The sequence below is a fragment of the Thermohalobacter berrensis genome, from assembly GCF_003609645.1.
GTDB classification, from domain to species: domain Bacteria; phylum Bacillota; class Clostridia; order Tissierellales; family Thermohalobacteraceae; genus Thermohalobacter; species Thermohalobacter berrensis.
In genome coordinates this window covers 250,704-270,644 of sequence record NZ_MCIB01000001.1, presented here as the reverse complement: position 1 = coordinate 270,644, position 19,941 = coordinate 250,704, and the positions used below count along the sequence as shown (strand labels likewise).

The 19,941-nt window shown below is 27.4% G+C and carries 22 protein-coding genes; 9 read left to right on the top strand and 13 right to left on the bottom strand.

Annotated elements, in window-relative coordinates:
- The 8 genes from mutL (at position 1) to BET03_RS01380 (ending at position 6,912) form a co-directional block, all read left to right on the top strand.
- Complete coding sequence (mutL, locus tag BET03_RS01415; RefSeq protein ID WP_120166494.1) at positions 1-1,899, top strand: DNA mismatch repair endonuclease MutL; 1,899 nt, start codon at positions 1-3, stop codon at positions 1,897-1,899.
- Positions 1,900-1,911: 12 nt separating this feature from the next.
- The gene (miaA, locus tag BET03_RS01410; RefSeq protein WP_120166492.1) at positions 1,912-2,862 is read left to right on the top strand and encodes a tRNA (adenosine(37)-N6)-dimethylallyltransferase MiaA; all 951 of its coding nucleotides are present in this window, start codon (positions 1,912-1,914) and stop codon (positions 2,860-2,862) included.
- 29 nt (positions 2,863-2,891) lie between these two features.
- The gene (hfq, locus tag BET03_RS01405) at positions 2,892-3,134 is read left to right on the top strand and encodes an RNA chaperone Hfq (protein ID WP_423246970.1); all 243 of its coding nucleotides are present in this window, start codon (positions 2,892-2,894) and stop codon (positions 3,132-3,134) included.
- 141 nt (positions 3,135-3,275) lie between these two features.
- Entirely contained in the window at positions 3,276-4,223 is a 948-nt protein-coding gene (locus BET03_RS01400; RefSeq protein ID WP_120166488.1) for an AAA family ATPase, read from the top strand.
- A complete protein-coding gene (locus BET03_RS01395) occupies positions 4,220-4,828 on the top strand; it encodes a GTPase (protein ID WP_120166486.1) in 609 nt (202 codons plus the stop codon). The genes BET03_RS01400 and BET03_RS01395 overlap by 4 nt, the downstream gene beginning before the upstream one ends.
- Positions 4,809-5,393: a hypothetical protein gene (locus tag BET03_RS01390; RefSeq protein ID WP_120166484.1), complete on the top strand. Its 585-nt coding sequence runs from the start codon at positions 4,809-4,811 to the stop codon at positions 5,391-5,393. The genes BET03_RS01395 and BET03_RS01390 overlap by 20 nt, the downstream gene beginning before the upstream one ends.
- Positions 5,384-5,569 (top strand): hypothetical protein, encoded by a 186-nt coding sequence (locus BET03_RS01385; protein ID WP_120166482.1) that lies wholly within the window; start codon positions 5,384-5,386, stop codon positions 5,567-5,569. Before BET03_RS01390 ends, BET03_RS01385 begins: the two co-directional genes overlap by 10 nt.
- Positions 5,570-5,616: 47 nt before the next feature.
- Complete coding sequence (locus BET03_RS01380; protein WP_120166480.1) at positions 5,617-6,912, top strand: methionine gamma-lyase family protein; 1,296 nt, start codon at positions 5,617-5,619, stop codon at positions 6,910-6,912.
- Between the two features lie 15 nt (positions 6,913-6,927).
- Here BET03_RS01380 and lexA read toward each other — a convergent pair whose 3' ends face one another.
- Positions 6,928-7,551, bottom strand: a complete 624-nt coding sequence (gene lexA, locus BET03_RS01375) for a transcriptional repressor LexA (RefSeq protein WP_120166478.1) — start codon at positions 7,549-7,551, stop codon at positions 6,928-6,930.
- A 164-nt stretch (positions 7,552-7,715) separates the two neighbouring features.
- Between lexA and BET03_RS01370 the strand changes: the two genes are divergently transcribed.
- Entirely contained in the window at positions 7,716-8,006 is a 291-nt protein-coding gene (locus tag BET03_RS01370) for a LysM peptidoglycan-binding domain-containing protein (protein ID WP_183108664.1), read from the top strand.
- Positions 8,007-8,028: 22 nt separating this feature from the next.
- On the opposite strand, the gene BET03_RS01365 is transcribed toward BET03_RS01370, so the two are convergent.
- The 12 genes from BET03_RS01365 to BET03_RS01310 form a co-directional block, all read right to left on the bottom strand.
- Positions 8,029-8,985, bottom strand: a complete 957-nt coding sequence (locus BET03_RS01365; RefSeq protein ID WP_120166474.1) for a tyrosine recombinase XerC — start codon at positions 8,983-8,985, stop codon at positions 8,029-8,031.
- Between the two features lie 623 nt (positions 8,986-9,608).
- The gene (purB, locus tag BET03_RS01360; RefSeq protein WP_120166472.1) at positions 9,609-11,039 is read right to left on the bottom strand and encodes an adenylosuccinate lyase; all 1,431 of its coding nucleotides are present in this window, start codon (positions 11,037-11,039) and stop codon (positions 9,609-9,611) included.
- 34 nt (positions 11,040-11,073) lie between these two features.
- Complete coding sequence (locus BET03_RS01355) at positions 11,074-12,273, bottom strand: pyridoxal phosphate-dependent aminotransferase (RefSeq protein WP_120166470.1); 1,200 nt, start codon at positions 12,271-12,273, stop codon at positions 11,074-11,076.
- Between the two features lie 17 nt (positions 12,274-12,290).
- Positions 12,291-12,674, bottom strand: a complete 384-nt coding sequence (locus tag BET03_RS01350; RefSeq protein WP_120166468.1) for a PadR family transcriptional regulator — start codon at positions 12,672-12,674, stop codon at positions 12,291-12,293.
- Positions 12,661-13,518, bottom strand: a complete 858-nt coding sequence (locus BET03_RS01345; protein ID WP_120166466.1) for a PHP domain-containing protein — start codon at positions 13,516-13,518, stop codon at positions 12,661-12,663. The genes BET03_RS01350 and BET03_RS01345 overlap by 14 nt, the downstream gene beginning before the upstream one ends.
- 159 nt (positions 13,519-13,677) lie before the next feature.
- Positions 13,678-13,938, bottom strand: a complete 261-nt coding sequence (locus BET03_RS01340; RefSeq protein WP_120166465.1) for a stage V sporulation protein S — start codon at positions 13,936-13,938, stop codon at positions 13,678-13,680.
- A 183-nt stretch (positions 13,939-14,121) separates the two neighbouring features.
- Positions 14,122-15,660 (bottom strand): ribonuclease Y, encoded by a 1,539-nt coding sequence (gene rny / locus BET03_RS01335; RefSeq protein WP_120166463.1) that lies wholly within the window; start codon positions 15,658-15,660, stop codon positions 14,122-14,124.
- Between the two features lie 248 nt (positions 15,661-15,908).
- Positions 15,909-16,571 (bottom strand): AAA family ATPase, encoded by a 663-nt coding sequence (locus BET03_RS01330; protein ID WP_120166461.1) that lies wholly within the window; start codon positions 16,569-16,571, stop codon positions 15,909-15,911.
- 10 nt (positions 16,572-16,581) lie between these two features.
- The gene (locus BET03_RS01325) at positions 16,582-16,833 is read right to left on the bottom strand and encodes a hypothetical protein (RefSeq protein WP_120166459.1); all 252 of its coding nucleotides are present in this window, start codon (positions 16,831-16,833) and stop codon (positions 16,582-16,584) included.
- Between the two features lie 11 nt (positions 16,834-16,844).
- A complete protein-coding gene (locus tag BET03_RS01320) occupies positions 16,845-18,287 on the bottom strand; it encodes an AAA family ATPase (protein WP_120166457.1) in 1,443 nt (480 codons plus the stop codon).
- Positions 18,287-19,276, bottom strand: a complete 990-nt coding sequence (locus tag BET03_RS01315) for a metallophosphoesterase family protein (protein ID WP_120166455.1) — start codon at positions 19,274-19,276, stop codon at positions 18,287-18,289. Before BET03_RS01315 ends, BET03_RS01320 begins: the two co-directional genes overlap by 1 nt.
- Positions 19,276-19,911 (bottom strand): regulatory protein RecX, encoded by a 636-nt coding sequence (locus tag BET03_RS01310; RefSeq protein ID WP_120166453.1) that lies wholly within the window; start codon positions 19,909-19,911, stop codon positions 19,276-19,278. The genes BET03_RS01315 and BET03_RS01310 overlap by 1 nt, the downstream gene beginning before the upstream one ends.
- Positions 19,912-19,941 lie beyond the last annotated feature (30 nt).

The window sequence follows — 19,941 nt, the reverse complement described above, 5'->3', positions numbered from 1 at the left end:
ATGGTGAATAAAATTAAGTTATTAGATGAAGAGACTATAAATAAAATTTCAGCTGGTGAAGTAGTCGAAAGGCCTGCATCTGTAGTTAAAGAACTTGTTGAAAATTCTATTGATGCAGGTTCAACTTCTATAACTGTAGAAATAAAAAAAGGTGGTAAGAAATATATTCGTGTAACTGATAATGGAATAGGTATAGAAAAGAATGATATAAATATAGCTTTTTTAAGACATTCAACTAGTAAAATAAATAAAGCTGAAGACCTAGATAATATTACTTCTTTAGGTTTCAGGGGTGAAGCTTTATCAAGTATTTCTGCTGTATCACAACTTCAACTTATAACCAAGACTACAAATAGTGTAGTAGGAAATCAAGTTATGGTAATGGGTGGAAAAATAGTTGAAAACAAAGAGGTTGGATGTCCCCAAGGTACTACTATTATTGTAAAAAATTTATTTTATAATACACCTGCTAGAAAAAAATTCTTGAAAAGTGATTCTGTTGAAAGCTCATATATTAGTGATATTGTAAATAAATTGGCTTTAGGAAATCCAAATATATCTTTTAAGTTTATAAAAAACAACAAATTAATTATGAAAACACCTGGGAATAATAATAGAATATCAACTATTTACAGTATTTTTGGTAAAGAATTTGCTAATTCATTGTTTAAACTAGATTATATTGGTGAGAATTTAAAGATACAAGGATTTATTTCTAAACCCTCCTACACAAGAGGCAATAGAAATCATCAATATTTCTATATTAATGGTAGAATAGTAAAAAGCGATTTTTTAACTAAAACAATTGAGAAAATATATAAACCATTAATACCTAATAATAGATTCCCAGCTATAATTTTATATATTGATATACCTCCTAGAGAAATAGATGTAAATGTTCATCCTACCAAAATAGAAATTAGATTTAAAAATAAAAAAACATTAGATAATGTATTAACCTCAATAGTAGAAGAGTTAATAAATAAGGAAAATTTAATACCTGAGGTTGATATAGACAATAAGTCCAAAGATAATGGTTCTCAAGAAGAACAAATTAATTTTGTAGATTCATTAGAAGAAGTACCGAAAAATATAGAAGAAGCACCGAAAGATGATGAATTAGAAGTAGATTATATTGAATTAGACCAAGAAAATAAAAATATACAAATTTTAGATTATACAACAAGTTTTAAAAATAAAAAAAGTGGTAATTATTCAATGTTCAAAGAAAAGAATAGAAATATAAGTAACTCAAATCTTTTTAAAGAAAAAAGTAGCAGTTTTAAACTTTCAAAGAACAATAAGACAAATACAAAAATACCTAAATTAGATATAATAGGTAGATTGTTTAATACCTATATACTTGCAGAAGAAAAAAATAATGATCTATTTTACATAATAGATCAACATGCCGCTCACGAGCGTATTATGTATGAAAAATTAAAAAAAGATTTAGAAAATGAAAGTGTTATGGTACAAAAACTTCTTGCTCCTGAAATTATACATTTAACAAATAGTGAAGTTGAAGTAGTTTTAGAGAATATTGAAATGTTTAAGAGTCTAGGTTTTGAAATAGAAGAGTTTGGAGTAAATTCAATTGCATTAAGAGGAGTACCTACAATCTTAGGTAAACCTAACTCTAAAAAATTGTTCTTAGAATTGCTTGATAAAATTCAAGAAAATATTAAATATAACTATGAGTTAAAAATAGATAAGGTTATGAAAATGGCTTGTACTAGTGCTGTCAAAGCAGGGGATTTTATTGATGAAATTGAAATAGATAGGCTTATTCAAGATTTAAAACAGTGTGAAAATCCATATACTTGCCCACACGGAAGACCTATAATTATTAAAATGAGTAAATATGAACTAGAAAGAAAATTTAAAAGGATACAGTAAAGGGTGAGAATTTTGAATACAAACAAAAAACCTCTATTTCTTTTAATCGGCCCAACCGCTGTTGGAAAAACTGCTATTTCAATAGATATAGCAAAAAAAATTAATGCAGAAATAATTTCTGCTGATTCTATGCAAATATATAAATATATGAATATAGGAACAGCTAAAATCACAGAAGATGAAAAAGAAGGAATTAAACATTATATGATAGATATAGTTTATCCAGATGAAAAATTTTCTGTTTCCGATTATCAAAGTAGAACCAAAAAGTGTATTGATAAAATTCTAAAAAGAAATAAATTACCAATGGTGGTTGGGGGTACGGGTTTATATATTAATTCTTTAGTGTATGATTTAGATTTTACTGAAGCTAGGTCAAACCTACAATTAAGAAAGCAATTTTATAACTTAGCAAAAGAACAGGGTAATCAATATCTTCTTAATAAGTTAAAAGAAGTTGATCCTAAATCAGCTTCAAGAATTCATGTTAATGATACTAAGCGTATAGTAAGAGCATTAGAAATATATTATGAAACAGGTAAACCAATGTCTCATTATTACAATAATTTTAGAAAGCCTAATCCTGAATATAATATTGCAATGGTGTGTTTAACTATGGATAGGAAAAAACTTTATAAAAGAATAAATAAAAGGGTAGATATAATGGTAGAAGAAGGTCTAATTGATGAAGTAAAAAACCTTTTAAAAATGGGATATACTGAAGATTTAACTTCAATGAAAGGATTAGGTTATAAAGAAATAATTGGTTATCTAAATGGTGAGTATAGTTATGAAGAGGCTATAAGAATACTTAAAAGAAACACTAGAAGATTTGCAAAAAGACAATTAACTTGGTTTAGAAGGGATAATAGAATAAAATGGATAAATGTTGATGATTTTGATAATAAAAATGAATTAACTGAATATATAATAAAATATGTAAAAGAAAAAATTAATATTTAAAATAAAAATATATTATGGAGGGGATAAATTTGAAAAATAATATTAATTTACAGGATGCTTTTTTAAATAAAGTAAGAAAGGAAGATATTGAAATTAGTATTTACCTAATAAATGGATATCATTTAAAGGGATTAGTAAAAGGTTTTGACAATTATACTATTGTTCTTGAAACAGATGGTAAACAGCAACTTATATATAAACATGCAGTATCAACAATATCACCAAAAGGTAATTTAGAATTTATGACTAAGAAAACTAAAGATGATAACTAAATAATATTTAATTAGATAAGTAGTTATACATATAGTTAAAAGTAAAAGATTAACAACGTCCGCATTTTGCGGGCGTTTTTTTAATCTTTTTATTAATTTTTTGCATATTATAGTAATAGCAACTTCTTAAGAGGTGGTAATATGAATAAGAATAAATATAAAGAAATCTTAACATTATATGAGCTAGGAAAGGTTAGTTTAAATGAAACTTTTGATCATATTGTTTCTAAAAGTCAAAAAGAAATAAAGAGTAATGATACCCAAAAAGAGGATGATGAAACTTTAGAAGACATTATGGCTGAATTGTACAATTTAGTAGGACTAAAAAATGTGAAAAAACTAGTTAAAGAAATTATAGCTTTTATAGAAATACAGGAAAAGAGAAAAAAGAATAACTTATTAACAGAACCAATTGTTTTACACATGATTTTTAGAGGCAATCCTGGAACTGGTAAGACAACAGTAGCAAGAATTTTAGGTAGAATATTTAAAAAAATTGGTGTATTGGAAAAAGGACATTTAGTAGAAATTGAAAGGGCAGACCTAGTTGGTGAATATATAGGTCATACAGCATTAAAAGTTAAACGCCAAGTTAAAAAAGCTCTAGGAGGAATTCTTTTTATTGATGAAGCCTATTCTCTTGCAAGGGGAGGTGAAAAAGACTTTGGAAAAGAAGCGATAGATGCTTTAGTTAAGTCAATGGAAGATAATAAAGATAAATTAATCTTAATTTTAGCAGGATATGAAAAGGAAATGGATATTTTTCTTAGGACTAATCCTGGACTCAAATCAAGATTTCCTATACACATAGATTTTAAAGATTATACTATAGAAGAATTAATTGAAATTGCAAAAATAATGGCTAAGTCTAGAGAATACAAATTAAGCAATAAAGCAATTAAAAAGCTAGAAACTATTTTGAAAAATAAAAATTATGAATATAATAGTGGAAACGCTAGGCTTGTAAGAAACATTATTGAAAAAGCAATAAGAAAGCAAGCTGTAAGGCTTCAAAAAAGAAAATATGTTACTAGAGAAGATTTACTTTTGTTAAGAGCAGAAGATATTGGAGGGGATGATAAATATTGAAGAAAGCAATAATTATTGGTAGAACAAATGTAGGCAAAACAACTTTTATGATAAATTTTGCTGATTACATTGGACTAAGTAAAATATTAATAAAATCTAAATATCCTGATGGAAAAATATTAAATAAAGAGTTTTCATTGCATATTGCAAGAAAAAATCTTATCTCTAACAAAGCATATAAAACCACATGTCTTCAATCAATCAGTTTAGAAATTCCTGTATATAAAGGTAGCAAAAAAGTGGAAATAATTGATTCAAGTGGATTATGTGATGGAATTCATCCAAATATGCAAATTCGAAAATCAATAGTACAAACATTAGAAAACATACAAAATAGTTCAATATTAATACATATAATTGATTTAAGTCAATCTATAAAAGATAGACCTGAAGAGCTCATTAGTGAAATAGATAGACAGATAATTAAATATGGAAGTACAAGAACAGGATATGTTTTACTTGCAAATAAAATAGATATAAAAGAAACTAAAGAAGCTGTTGATTATTTAAAAGAAAATTTTAGTAATGTACTAATAATCCCAATATCTGCACTTTATAAAAAGGGATTTAATGAGGTGAAAAAATTTGTTATCAATTCTATATAGTATCAAGTATTTATTATGTGTCTTGTTAAATGCATTCATAATAAAATTAATGGATGATTATATAGATTCTAGTAATAATCTCTTTACAGATTTTATAAGTAAGACAAAGGAAGGAATACTTCCTTATTCACTGTTGATATTTGCCATTGCATGTTTAATAAATGTTAAGCTTTCTGCATCTCTGTTTTTAAGTTCATATATTGTAGGAATGTACGGAGATTTTAATAGAAGACTTACTTTAAAATTAAAAGGATATCAAGAATCATTAATAATTTTACTTATAGGTATTTTTTTAATTGGACTAATGGAAATGATAAGTTCTTTACTAATAATTGTTACTTTTCAAATTATAGATGATTTAATAGATTACAATAAAGATAAATATTTTAATTGCTTGAATCTTGCTATAAAATATGGGGTTATTGAGGTTTTAATTTTTGCCTGTATTCTTATTTTAATAACAATAAAGTTAAACTATCAAAAACTTATTTATTGTTCTATTATTTTTTCGGTATTTCAATTTATTGAAAAAATAATAAATGTGGAGGAAGTCAATTGGAATTAATCGATATTTCTATAATAATACTATTAGTTTTTCTAGCAGGTTATAGTATCGGTAGAAGACAAGGAATTAAGGAAGGTTTTATACAGGGTAGTAATTATGCACCAATTAGTATTCGAAATAAAATGCTAAAAAAAGGGAAATGCCCTATATGTAATAAAGAAATTGAAAATCAATAATCATATGTGATAAAATACAAAGGAAAAAATTAAAAGAAGGTGAAACAATGGATAAAGAAACGGTAAATATTTTATGTAAACATTTCGGGGCTGATAAAAAGGTTATTGACTATATTTTAAAAAAGGAAAAGACTATAAAACATAAGTTTACAAAGATTGATAAAATCAAAGAATATAATCATTATAAAATATTATCATCTATGCAAAAAGCAAGGCTTGATTCTACTCATTTTAATTGGACAACAGGATATGGTTATAATGATGTTGGTAGAAAAAAGGTTGAAGAAATATATTCATATGTATTTAACACAGAGGATGCCTTAGTAAGGCCTACTATAGTATCTGGAACCCATGCATTAACTTTAGCAATCAGTGGTATTCTAAGACCAGGAGATGAAATATTATCAATTACTGGTAGCCCTTATGATACCCTCCAAAAAGTAATCGGAATAAAAGGAACAGAAAAGGGCTCATTAAAGGAATATGGAATAACATACAGAGAAGTTGACTTAAATGATAAAGGTGCAATTAATATAAATGAAGCATTAAAAGCAATTAATGATAATACTAAACTAATCTTAATTCAAAGGTCAACTGGCTATAGTGACAGAAAAGCCATAACAATTGATGAGATTAAAAGAGCAATACATAAAATTAAAAATTATAGAAATAATCTAATTTGCATGGTCGACAATTGTTATGGTGAATTTATTGAAAAAAAAGAACCTACAGATGTAGGTGCCGATTTAGCAGTAGGTTCACTAATTAAAAACCCTGGGGGAGGTTTAGCATTAACTGGTGGTTATATTGTAGGAAAAAAATGTTTAATAGAACAAATTGCTAATAGAAGCACAGCCCCAGGTATAGGGAAAGAATGTGGATTAACTTTTGGAAATACCAGAAATGTATTACAAGGACTGTTTTTAGCACCTCATGTAGTTGCAGGTGCCCTTAAAGGAGCTATCTTGGCAGCTACCGTTTTTAAAGGATTAGGATTTAGAGTAATACCCGATATTCAAGATATAAGAAGTGATATAATTCAAGGAGTTGAATTAAAAAGCAAAGAAAGGGTAATTAAATTCTGTGAAGGTATTCAACAAGCATCACCAGTAGATTCTTACTTTACTCCGCAGCCTTGGGATATGCCAGGTTATGATGATCAAGTAATTATGGCAGCAGGAGCTTTTATACAAGGTTCTTCTATTGAACTTAGTGCAGATGCCCCAATAAAGGAGCCTTATCTAGTATATTTTCAGGGTGGGCTTACTTATGAACATAGCAAAATTGGTATTATAAAAGCCATAAACAATTTATATATAAATAACTTGGTTAAAATAAAATAAGCTGGATTATCCAGCTTATTTTATTTTTCTAAATACACCTATAATTTTTCCAAGAATTTTTACATCCTTTACTATAATAGGCTCCATATATTGATTTTCAGGCTGTAGCCTTATACTGTCCTTTTCTTTATAAAAACGTTTAATAGTTGCTTCATCTTCAATTAAAGCTAATACAATATCACCATTAATAGCTGTATTTTGCTGTTTAACGAGAACATAATCACCATCTAAAATTCCAGCTTCAATCATACTTTCACCATTAACTTCCAACATAAAAACTGAACTATTTTCTGCAAACTCTACTGGTAATGGGAATGTATCTTCAATATTTTCAACGGCTAAAACCGGTGTTCCTGCTGTAACTTTACCTACAATAGGCACTTCTACAATCTCTTTTTTAGAAAAATAAAGATTTCCACTATCTTTATCTATAACTTCAATAGCTCGAGGTTTAGTAGAATCCCTTCTTATGTATCCTTTTTTTTCTAATCTAGATAAATGTCCATGTACAGTTGATGTAGATTTTAGGTTAACAGCTTTGCAAATTTCTCTAACTGATGGTGGATATCCCTTTGTCTGTATTTCACTTTTTATAAATTCTAGTATCTTTTTTTGTTTATCTGATAGATCTTCATACATAGTCACACCTCGCAAGTTAATATTTCTTCATATTTCAAGTAAATTATATCACATAAAACACCAAAACTCAAACATCCGTTCGAGAAATGCAATTTAGCCTTGACACCGAACACTTGTTTGTTTATAATTTAATTGTAAGAACATTTGTTCGAGGGGTGTGTAAAATGTTAAAAATAAAAAACAACTTTAGATTTGCATGTTTTATTACTATTTTAACTTTAATAATAATATCTATATTAGGTGTAATGTCTAGTTTAGAAAAAGTTTATAGTTCAGGTTATACAGAGTTTATAGAGGTAAAAGTTAAAAGAGGGGATACATTGTGGAATATAGCTAAGAAGAATAATCCAAACAATGACGATGTTAGAAAAATAGTACATAAAATTATGAAACTTAATGATATGGAAAGTGCAGAAATATTTCCTGGTGATGTATTAAAAGTTCCTTTAAAATAAGAAAAAGTAGGCCTAGATAAGCCTACTTTTTCTTATTTTTGGCTAATGGATTACTTTTTACTGCCTTCCTTAACCTATCGTCATCAATGTGTGTATAAATTTGAGTAGTTGATACATTTTCATGTCCTAAAATTTGTTGTAATGCTCTTATATCTACATTACCATGTTTATACATTAATGTAGCAGCTGTGTGCCTTAGTTTATGAGGAGAGTATTTATCTGTATCAAGCCCAGCTAATCTTAAATACTTTTTTACTAAATATTGAACTGTTTTAGGGCTAATTCTTTTCTTTCTCTTACTTATAAATAATGCTTTTGTATCCTTAAGTCCATCCTTAGGTCTTACTTTTAAATAATTATTTATTGCTTCTATACAAGCATCATTTAAGTAAATTGTTCTTTCTTTATTACCTTTACCAATCACTGTTAATGTGTCGCCTTTTATTTTGTCTACATCTATGCTAACAAGCTCAGATAATCTTAATCCACAATTTAAAAATAGGGTAATAATAGCATAATCCCTTTCTTTAAACTCTCCATCAATAACATCTAATAATTTTTGAGCCTCATCCAGAGTCAAATATATTGGATGTCTAGAATCAGTTTTAGGAGTTTCCAGATCAACTGCTGGGTTTTCTTCAATAAGTTTAACTTTAGTATGTAAGTATTTAAAAAATGAGCGTAAAGAAGCAACTTTTCTAGCTTTTGCATAATTACTGTTATTTCTTTCTCTGTCAACATAAGATATAAATGCATGTAGGTCTTGTAGGGTAACACGTTTTATCAAATCCATATTAACATCTGAAATATCTATTTCGTCAAAGGAAGTTTTTCTATCAACAATTCTATATCTAATTTTAAGAAATCTAAAAAAAGTCCTTAAGTCATAATAATACTCCTTAACAGTATTTTCAGATTTACCTTTAATTGTTTCTGTATAATTTAGAAAATCTTCCAAAATTAGAGGTAATTTTTCCATGGAAGCACTCCTTTCGACATATTTAATTGCGCAAAATATACATTTTGTATAATTAGAATTCTACATTTTTAATTAAAATCCTTCTTAATTTTTAAATTTAAATATAAATTCCAACTAATTACTAAAAAGCTTTTTATTTTGGCTTATAATATCCTTAAATATATTTCATAGTATAATAGGTATATCAAATTCACAAAACCTCTATAAACCCATTTTAAAAAGCTTACAAAGCAATAATTGATAAAAATACGCAATTTATGCATATACTGTATAAAATTTCAGGGGATTAGTTGAATATAATTTTTTTATGTTTACTAGTGTATAGATCTTTCTCCTTTTTCTAGATAATTAAGTAATATTAAAAAACATAATTAGTTTTATCGTATAATTTTAAATCCTAGAATATAAATCTAACTAAAGGAATTTAAGCTTTATTTGATTTTTGTTTAATTATTATTTTGTTATTGTTTATTTGTTACTTAATATAAATCAAAATATAAATTAGATTAGAAATATATTAATATAACTTTGTTGATTGTATAATTTTATGTAAACTTTTGCAATATAAAAATAATCATATAAATGAGGTTATTAATAACCTCATTTATATGATTATTATGAAATTAAACCCTTAATTCTACATTCATTCCTAGTAAATCTTTATTATCATCTAATATTGGTTTAATATAATTTCTTATAAACTCTTCAACCTGTTGTGGTGCTCTACCTATAAACTTTACAGGGTCAACTATTTCTAATATTTCTTCTTTAGTTAAATTAAATTTTTCACTTTCTATTATTTTATCTAAAAGATTATTTCTTTTACCCTCTTCTTTTATTTCACGACTTGCTTCCATTGATAATTGTCTTATAACTTCATGTAACTCTTGTCTATCTCCACCTTTTTTAACTGCCTCCATTAGTATATTTTCGGTAGCCATAAATGGTAATTCATTTTCAAGATGCTCTCTTATAACTTTTTCATAAACAACCATACCATCAAATATGTTTATACCAATTTCCAATATTGCATCTAAAGCAAGGAATGATTGAGGTATTGATATTCTTTTATTAGCTGAATCATCTAGTGTTCTTTCAAACCATTGAGTTGATGTTGTTATTGCAGTATTTGTTGTATTTGAGATAACATATTTAGCTAAAGAAGCTATCCTTTCACTTCTCATTGGATTTCTTTTATAGGCCATTGCTGATGAACCTATTTGTTTTTTTCCAAAAGGTTCTTCCACCTCTTTTAAATGCTGCAACAATCTAATATCATTTGTAATCTTATGCATAGATTGGGCAATTCCACTTAATATAGACAGTACTTGATAATCTATCTTTCTTGAATAAGTTTGCCCAGTAACAGGATAAGTTTCTTCAAATTCCATTTTTTCTGATACCATTTTATCTAATTTTTTAACTTTTTCATGGTCATTATCAAATAATTTCAAAAAGCTAGCTTGTGTACCTGTTGTACCTTTAACACCTCTCATTTTTAAACCATCTATAAATTTTTCTAATTCGTTATAGTCTAAATATATATCATGCAACCATAAAGAAGCCCTTTTACCTACAGTTGTAACTTGAGCTGGTTGAAAATGTGTAAATCCTAGTGTTGGTAAATCTTTATATTTCAATGCAAAATCAGCTATTTTTTTTATTAGATTTAACATTTTTTTTCTAATTAATTTTAAGCCTTTTCTCATTAATATAATATCAGTATTATCTCTAACATATGCACTTGTTGCTCCTAAATGTATAATACCTTTGGCTTTTGGACATTGGACACCATAAGCATATACATGTGCCATTACATCGTGTCTTAATTCTCTTTCTTTTTCTTTAGCAACATCATAATTGATATCGTCTTTATATTTTTTTAACTCTTCTATTTGTTCCTCACTTATATTTAACCCTAATTCCTTTTGAGATTCAGCTAAAGCTATCCACAATTCTCTCCAAGTTTTAAATTTAGAATCTGGAGAAAATATTTTAGCCATTTCTTTACTGGAATATCTTGTAATCAAAGGGTTTTCGTATAAGTTTTTCATATAATTTTCTCCTTTCGTTTTTTACTTTATACCTTTATTTAATCTGATTTAAAAGCTCTTCAATTCTATTTAATCCTTCTTTTATGTTTTCTAATGAAGTAGCATAAGATAATCTAATATAATCATCTGCCCCAAAAGCAATTCCTGGTATTACAGCTACTTGAGCCTTATCTAAAAGGCTATTGACAAAATCTAATGACGTATTTATTTTAGTTCCTTTTATAGTTTTCCCTTTTATTTTGGAGAAATTAGCCATAATATAGAATGCACCCTTAGGTTTTTTGCAATAAAGTCTATTAATTGAATTAATTTTATCTACCATATAATTTCTTCTCTTTTCAAATTGTAATTTCATTTTATTAACTACTTCTTGATCGCCTATCAAACCTTCTAAGCTGGCATATTGAGATATTGATGCCGGATTAGAAGTAGTGTGTGATTGAATATTTGACATAAGGTTTATTATTTCTTTATTTGCTGCAGTATAACCTATTCTCCACCCAGTCATTGCATAAGCCTTAGACATCCCATTTATTACAATAGTTCTTTCCTTAATCATGTTATTAAGTGAAGCTATACTTATATGTTTAACATTATCATAAGTTAACTTTTCATATATTTCATCTGAAATAACAAGTATATCTTTTTTAATAGCCCATTCTGCAATCTCTTCTAGCTCTTTTTTATTATAGACAGTCCCTGTAGGATTGCTAGGACTATTTAATATTATAGCCTTAGTTTTACTCGTCAATGCTCTGTTTAAATCATTTATAGAATATTTAAAACTATTCTCTTCTTTAGTTTCCACTTTTACAGGTATACCATCTGCTAACTTTATTAACTCAGGATAGCTTACCCAATATGGGACAGGTATTATAACTTCGTCCCCAGGATTTAATATAGCGCATAAGGCATTATATATAGAGTGTTTTGCTCCATTTGAGACAATAATATTTTCTGTTTTATAATCAAGATTATTATCTTTTTTTAATTTTTCACAAATAGCTTTTTTTAGTTCTTGTATTCCTGATGCTGCAGTATACCCAGTTTTTCCTTCTTTCATTGCTTTTACAGCCGCATCTTGGATATTATCAGGAGTATTAAAATCTGGTTCACCAGCACCAAAACTTATTACATTAATTCCTCTAGACTTCATTTCCTTAGCTTTAGCAGATATTTTTAAAGTAGCAGATGGTGTTATACTTTCTGCTTTTTTCGAAAGTTGTAATTTCATATAATTTATCCCCTCACTTAAATGTTTTTGTCAGAACCATATATATCTAACAATGTATTGTTTATAATTGTCAATGAATCTTCAAAAACTTGTTTATAAAGTAATTTAATCCTTTTATAATGTTCAAAACCTTTGTCTGTTAATCTATATCGTCTTATTGATCTTTTATCGGGTTCTTGCCACCAACCTTTGATATATTCATTTTCTTCTAATTCTCTAAGAAGTGGATAAATCATACCAGGGCTTGGTTCCCATTTTTCATCCAATCTATATTTTATTTCTTCAATTATTTCGTTACCATAATAACTCTTTTCCCTTAACAAATGTAATATATACAGTTTTACAAAAGCTGTTGTACTAATTTTAGAGGGAAATTGTCTGTTTCTTCTATTTTTTAACATTAACCTCCTCCTTTGATTTATATAACTTAGATTTTTCTTTCATTTTTTTTACTTGTACTAAATTTGTAAAAAAATCTCCTAGAATCGGTTCTCCATCTACTAGTTTCCCATGACAATCTGAACCACCGGTTATAAAAAGTTTAAATTCCTCAGCAATATGTTTATAATATTTTATATCCTCATCTGTATGTTTAGAATGTATCGCCTCTATTCCATCTATACCCTTTTGTAATACTAGATTAATAGCATCTTTATTTTTTATTAAACCAGGATGGGCTATTACTGCTACTCCTCCTGTTTTATGAATCAAGTTAATAGATTCATCTATGCTTAATTTTTTACGTTTTACATATCCAGGTCTTCCTTTGTTTATGTATTTTTCAAATGCTTCTTCAACAGAGTCTGCATAACCTTTTTCAACTAAAACTCTAGCAATATGAGGTCTGCCTATAAAATCAGAACTAATTCCATCTTCAATATCTTTAATTGAAATATCAAACCCCATACTTGAAAGTTTTTCTATCATTTTTCTGCCTCTTTTTAATCTTGAATCCTTTAATCTTTTAGTTACCTCCTTAATTTGTGTAGATTTGTAATCAATAAAATAGCCTAATATGTGTATTTCTTCGTCTTTATAATCACAACTAAATTCAATACCTGGAATAACCATAATTTGTGAATATTCTTTAGCCTTATTAATAGCCCTATCTATTCCTTCAACAGTATCATGATCTGTTATTGCAATTCCTTTGATTCCTTTTTTTACTGCCCATTCAATAACCTCTTCTGGGGTTAAAAGACTATCGGAAGCAGAAGTGTGCACATGTAAATCTATTTTATCCATAAAATTCCCTCATTTATAAATGTTTTATATTTAATATAATTATTCAACACATATAATTTTTTATTCAAAAAAAAGAAAACATAAAAATATATAAAATTAATAAAAACCTGCTCATAAAAATGGCAGGTTTTTATTAGAGATACAAAAATTTATAAAACTTTATCTAGGCTCTACAATTAACTTAATAGCTGTCCTTTCTTCTCCGTCAATCTCAATATCTGTGAAGGCTGGTATACAAATTAGGTCAACTCCACTAGGAGCAACAAATCCTCTAGCAATAGCTACTGCTTTTACTGCTTGGTTTATAGCTCCAGCACCTATTGCTTGAATTTCTGCTGATCCTTTTTCTCTTAATACACCTGCTAATGCACCTGCAACAGAATTTGGATTTGATTTTGCTGATACTTTTAATACATCCATTGAAAAAGCCCCCTTATATTATAGTATTTTTTTATTATGTTTTTTATATTTATATAACTTTATTCTACAAATACAAAAAAAATCCTTTTTTTTAATTAAAAAAATCTAAAAATTTTTTATTTAATATAATTTCTTAAAAATTATTATGTAAAAATAAAGAGAAGAATATTCTTCTCTTTATTTTTATTTAGCATATTCAATTGCTCTTGTTTCTCTTATTACATTTATCTTTATTTGACCTGGATACTCAATTTCATTTTCTATTTTCTTAACTATATCTCTTGCTACATTGACTATTTCTAAGTCATCAACTTCATCTGGTTTAACCATTATTCTTATCTCTCTACCAGCCTGAATAGCATATGATTTTTCTACTCCTTCGAAGGAGTTTGCAATTTCTTCTAGCTTTTCTAAACGTTTAATGTAAGCTTCCAATGTTTCTCTCCTAGCTCCAGGTCTAGCTGCAGAAATAGCATCGGCAGCTTGAACTAAAATAGCCTCTATTGTCTGTGGTTCAATATCATTATGATGTGCTGCAATTGCATGTACTATATCTTTAGATTCTCTATACTTTTTCGCTAAGTCAGCCCCTATTGTTACATGTGGGCCTTCCATTTCATGGTCTACTGCTTTTCCTATATCATGAAGAAGACCTGCTCTTTTAGCTATTCTAACATCTGCTCCTAACTCTGCTGCCATTAAACCTGCTAAATGTGCTACTTCGATTGAGTGTTTAAGAACATTTTGTCCATAACTTGTTCTGAATTTTAGCCTTCCTAATAATTTTATTAACTCAGAATGCAGTCCATGAACACCTACATCAAATGCAGCTTGTTCTCCTTCTTCTCTTATACTATTTTCAACTTCTCTTTTAGCTTTTTCAACCATCTCTTCAATTCTTGCTGGATGTATTCTACCATCCATAATAAGTTTTTCTAAAGCAATCCTTGCAATTTCCCTTCTTATTGGATCAAAACCTGAAAGAATAACAGCTTCAGGTGTATCATCAATTATAAGGTCTATACCTGTAAGAGTTTCTAATGTTCTTATATTTCTACCTTCCCTACCAATTATTCTCCCTTTCATTTCATCATTTGGCAGGTTAACTACAGAAACTGTAGTTTCAGCCACATGATCAGCAGCACATTTCTGAATTGCATACGATATTATTTCTCTAGCCTTTTTATTAGCTTCATCTTTTGCTTTACTTTCAATTTCTTTAATCATTATAGCTGCTTCATGGCTTACTTCCTTTTTAATATCATTTAAAAGTAATTCTCTAGCTTCATCCCTTGTAAGACCTGATAGTCTTTCAAGTTCCTCTACCTGTTTATTATATAATTGTTCAATTTCCTCTTCTTTCTTTTCTAGTTCCTTTGATCTTTTGTTTAAAGTCTCTTCTTTTCTTTCTAAAATTTCACTCTTTCTATCAACCATTTCTTCTTTGTTAACAAGTCTTCTTTCAAGTTTTTGAAGTTCATTTCTTCTTTCTCTATTTTCTCTTTCAACTTCATTTCTCATTCTATGAACTTCTTCTTTTGCTTCTAAAAGCAATTCTTTTTTGCTTGTTTCCCCTTTTTTAATTGCTTCATCTATTATTCTCTTTGCTTCTTCCTCAGCTGTTTTGATTTTTGCTTCAGCTATAAATTTTCTTATAAAATATCCAATAAAAATTCCAATTATAGCTCCTGCTATTTCTAGTATTACTATTTCTAGAATAATAAAGCACCTCCTCTACTATTTAATTTTCAAGTTCCGTTAGTGTAGTAGCATTTTCCTTCAAGTCGAACTTAAATTTATACTAAAATAGGTAAAAATATAAACCGAGTATTCTCGGTAGTCTCGGCTTTGATTTTAAGTTAAACAAAGTTCAACTTAAATATCTATATTTATGCTACTTTCCTACAAAATATTAACAAATATTTACGTATTTATTTTATTACTTTTTATTCTATATGTCAAGTAATGGTCTATGTAGACAACTTTTCAACTTTACTTGTAAGTCCCTTTAACTCTACTCTATAAGAGTTTGTTGCTACTGAAGCTAAATGTGTGTTATGGGTTACCATTATAATTTGTCTATTAAACATTTCAGAAACCTGTTTTAAAAACTCAGCAACATTGAATATATATTCCTCACTAACATGTTTTGCAGGTTCATCTAATATTATTGGCCCTTGGATAAGTGGTTTATGAATTTGAAGAAATGCAATTCTTAAAGCTAAAGATATTATATCTACTATTCCACCACCCCTAGACTGATGAGGCTTTGTTTTAACTTCTTGATTTTCATATTTTGATATGACATAAAATTCAGCATTAGGTTTTCCATAAAGTTCTTCAATTTCTATTTTAAATTCTACGTTTGTATCAAGTACATATTGTAGACAATTAGTCACCAAGCTTTCAATTTGTTTTTTTGCTTGTTCTCTAGCATATTCTGATGTTTTTTGCAATAAAACATTTACTTTTTCTAATAAATCCAGCTCTTCTTTTATCTTACCCAATTCATTTTTATTTTTTGTTATTTCTTCCTTAATTCTTTGCCTTTTCCCATTTTCTGTTGAATAAAAATCTTTAAGGTCAGATATAACTTTTTCAAGTTCTCCGTTCTTTTCAATGATATGGTCCATATTATCCACCTCAATTCTTTTCTAATATATCCTTTGGAAGCATTTCATTTGCTTTTTTGAACAACTCTTCTATTTCTTCTTCTAATTTTTTTATTTCCTTTTCTAGATCATCAGGTTTGACTCCTAACTCTTTTAATTCGTTAATTATATCTTGTTCTTGCTTATTTAATTCTTCTAATCTTGCTTCTGCTTTATATTTTAAAGATTTGGCTTTTTCTAAATCTTCCTTTAAAGTATTTAGTTGTTTTTCATAATCTTTCATATTTATACCTCCTACTTGTAATTATTAATAATTTTTTCTATATCTTCTAAATCAATCTTATTTAGACAAACAGGACAAATTTCTATCTCTTTTAATAAGTTACTATATTCTTCCAATAATTTTTTTAAAGTCTGATTTTGTCTCCTAACATATTGTTTAACCTTTTTAAATTCATTATTAATTGATTTATAATTTGACTTTACCTCGATAAGTTTATTTAAAATTTTTACTTTATTTTCAGTTTTCTCTATATAAACTTTAACTTTGCCTATCTGGTTAAAAGCATCTAAATATTTTTCACCTATTGCTAATCTTTTGTTAATATCCTCTAACTTCTGCTTGTTTTTTAATAGTACAGTTAGATTATTATATTTATCTATTAATTTAGTATTGATTTGCTCAACCAATTGTAAACTCTCCATTTGTTTTAAGTAATCTTTTAAATAAGTCCTAATCTTATTCACATTATTATATTTATCAAATAACATTCTTAAGCTTTTCAGTTTTTCAATCTTATTATTTAATATATTAAAATTACCAATAGCTGAATCTAATAATTTCATACTAGTTAAAATATCTAAATTTGTTTTTATATTATTAGAGACAGTATTATATTGTATATTTTTATTTGATAAATTTCTGTAATGTCTGATTTTTGTGTCCAATTGCACAACATATTTGTTTATAGATTCTAAGTCTTTTAAATGTAAGATTATTTTATTAATATCCTTTTTTTCAGTCTTTATGGCCATATATTTATTTTTAATCTTATTTAATTTAATTATCTTTTCTTGATTAATTTTTATTTTTTCATTTGCCTTTTCTAATTTATTTATTGTTAATTTCAACCTATCTAGATATGCATAATTCTTCAGTTGGTTATCTAGTTCTTCTAAATTACGTTCAATATTTTTTCTGCTTATATTTAAATTTCTAATATCTTTAAGAGTATCCGTAACTGCTCTATCTACTATGTGCACTCCTACTAATCTACCTATAGCATTAGCCCTAGTTGATGCCTTTTCGGATAGGAGAAAAGGGCCTTCTAGCTGTTCTCCGATATTTATTGAGTTTGTATTTTTCCCATCTAAATAAACTTTTTTAATATTAAGTTTTTTAATAATATCTATTGGAACCTTTGTACCAAACCCCTCGTATACAAATTCTTTACCATTAGAATCAATATATATATATAAGTTCTTACTAGAGCTTCTCAATCTTTTTACTGTAGTTCCATCATTAAATACTAAAGTTACACTACATTCTTTTGTACCCTTTCTAATAAAAAAGGTACCTGTAGGTTCATTATATAGTACCCATTTTATTCCTCTAATTATTGCTGATTTTCCTTGGTCTGAAGGGCCAACAATAACATTTAATTTATTATTAAACTCTAACTCAGTATATTTATGAGATTGAAAATTTTCTAATATTACTTTTTTAATATATATCATTACTCATCCTCATCCTCCTCATAATACATTTGTGCATTTCCTATTCTCATTAAAGCCTCTTTCTTAACAGAGTCAGAAACTCCCTCAGTCTGAGCTAAACTATTAACAATATGGTCAATGTCAAGTTTTTCAAAGTCTGCTGAAGAATCGATAGATTGTTTAAATTCCACTATTCTTTCATTCTTAAGCATTGCCATCTCTATATGACTTCTATCAAGAATTTCCTTTCCAGGCTTAGCCGTTTTTAGTGGTATTAAATCTATATTAATATCTTTATCTAGTTTTATTAATACAACTTTAGGTGTTCTATCAATTTCTCTTAGACTATTAGTAATTCTAATAACACTTCCCGGATTTATAAAATATTTTCCTTCAATTTCCTTTACTCCAAAACCAGAGTGGTAATGTCCTGAAAGTGTTATATCTGCTTTAGTATCTAATATATCATCAATTAAAGTATATGGTATTCCTTCTATAAATGGTTTATCTAATAGCATACCATGTACTATGTGAATAGCATAATCTACATCGTCATCTTTCTTATTTATAATGTAGGAGTTCTTATTAGTTTTACTATCAATATTATATTTGTAAGATTGACCAGTTAATTGAACTTTAATATTGTCCCTGCTAAGAAAAACAACCTCATCTTGTTTAATGAGTTTTATTATACCGATAGCATCAAATAATCCTAACATGGTTCGATGAAGTGTATCAATGTTATGGCCATATATGTCATGGTTACCAGCTATAGCATATATGGGTATATGAAAAGAATTTAAAATAAGAGCAAACTTCCTCACTATAGAAGGAGATATATCTGGTCTATCAAATAAATCTCCACCATGTAAAATAAAATCAACATCATGTTCTTTAGAGATATACAAAATTTCTTTAAACTTTGTTTCTAGTGTTTCTATTAAATTATCTTTTCTATTCCTTGGAGTGGTCCCCCTTATGTGAGTATCTGTAAAGAACAATAATTTCATTAATTTTTGCACCTCTCTTCATCTTTAACCCTTTTTACAGCTTTATTTATTACTTCATAATTAAAGCCCCTTCTTTGTAGAAAGCGTTTAATCTTTAACTCATCTTTTTTCTCCATTATATCATAGTTACCTTTTATCTTTTTTTTAATCAGTTTAATTGCATTTTCATACTCTGACAAATTATGACTATTTAATATAGAATCAATAGTCTCTTCTTTTATGCCTTTAGACAATAACTCATATTTTATTCTAATTTTTCCCATAGGTTTATTGTTTAAACGACTATCAATATAAGACTTGACAAACTCTTTATCATCTATATAGCCCAAGTCTTCTAGCTTATTAATTACTTTTTTAATAACATGGTCATCATATCCTGCTTTGCTAAGTTTTTTAAACATTTGATCTTTAGTCCTAGCTTTATAAGTTAGGAGTCTATAAGCTTTATTTAAGCACTTTTTAAAGCACACATTATGTATAATTTCATGATATTTTTCAACATCTAATACTTTTCCTACATGAAGATTATAATTTATAATATCAATTTTTTCTACTGAAAAAGAATATTCACCATCAATATATACTGAATAAAAATTATTATTCCTTTTTTGTTGTTTAATATCTGTTATTCTCATAAAGACCTCCTAAAATTATAGCCTCCTAAA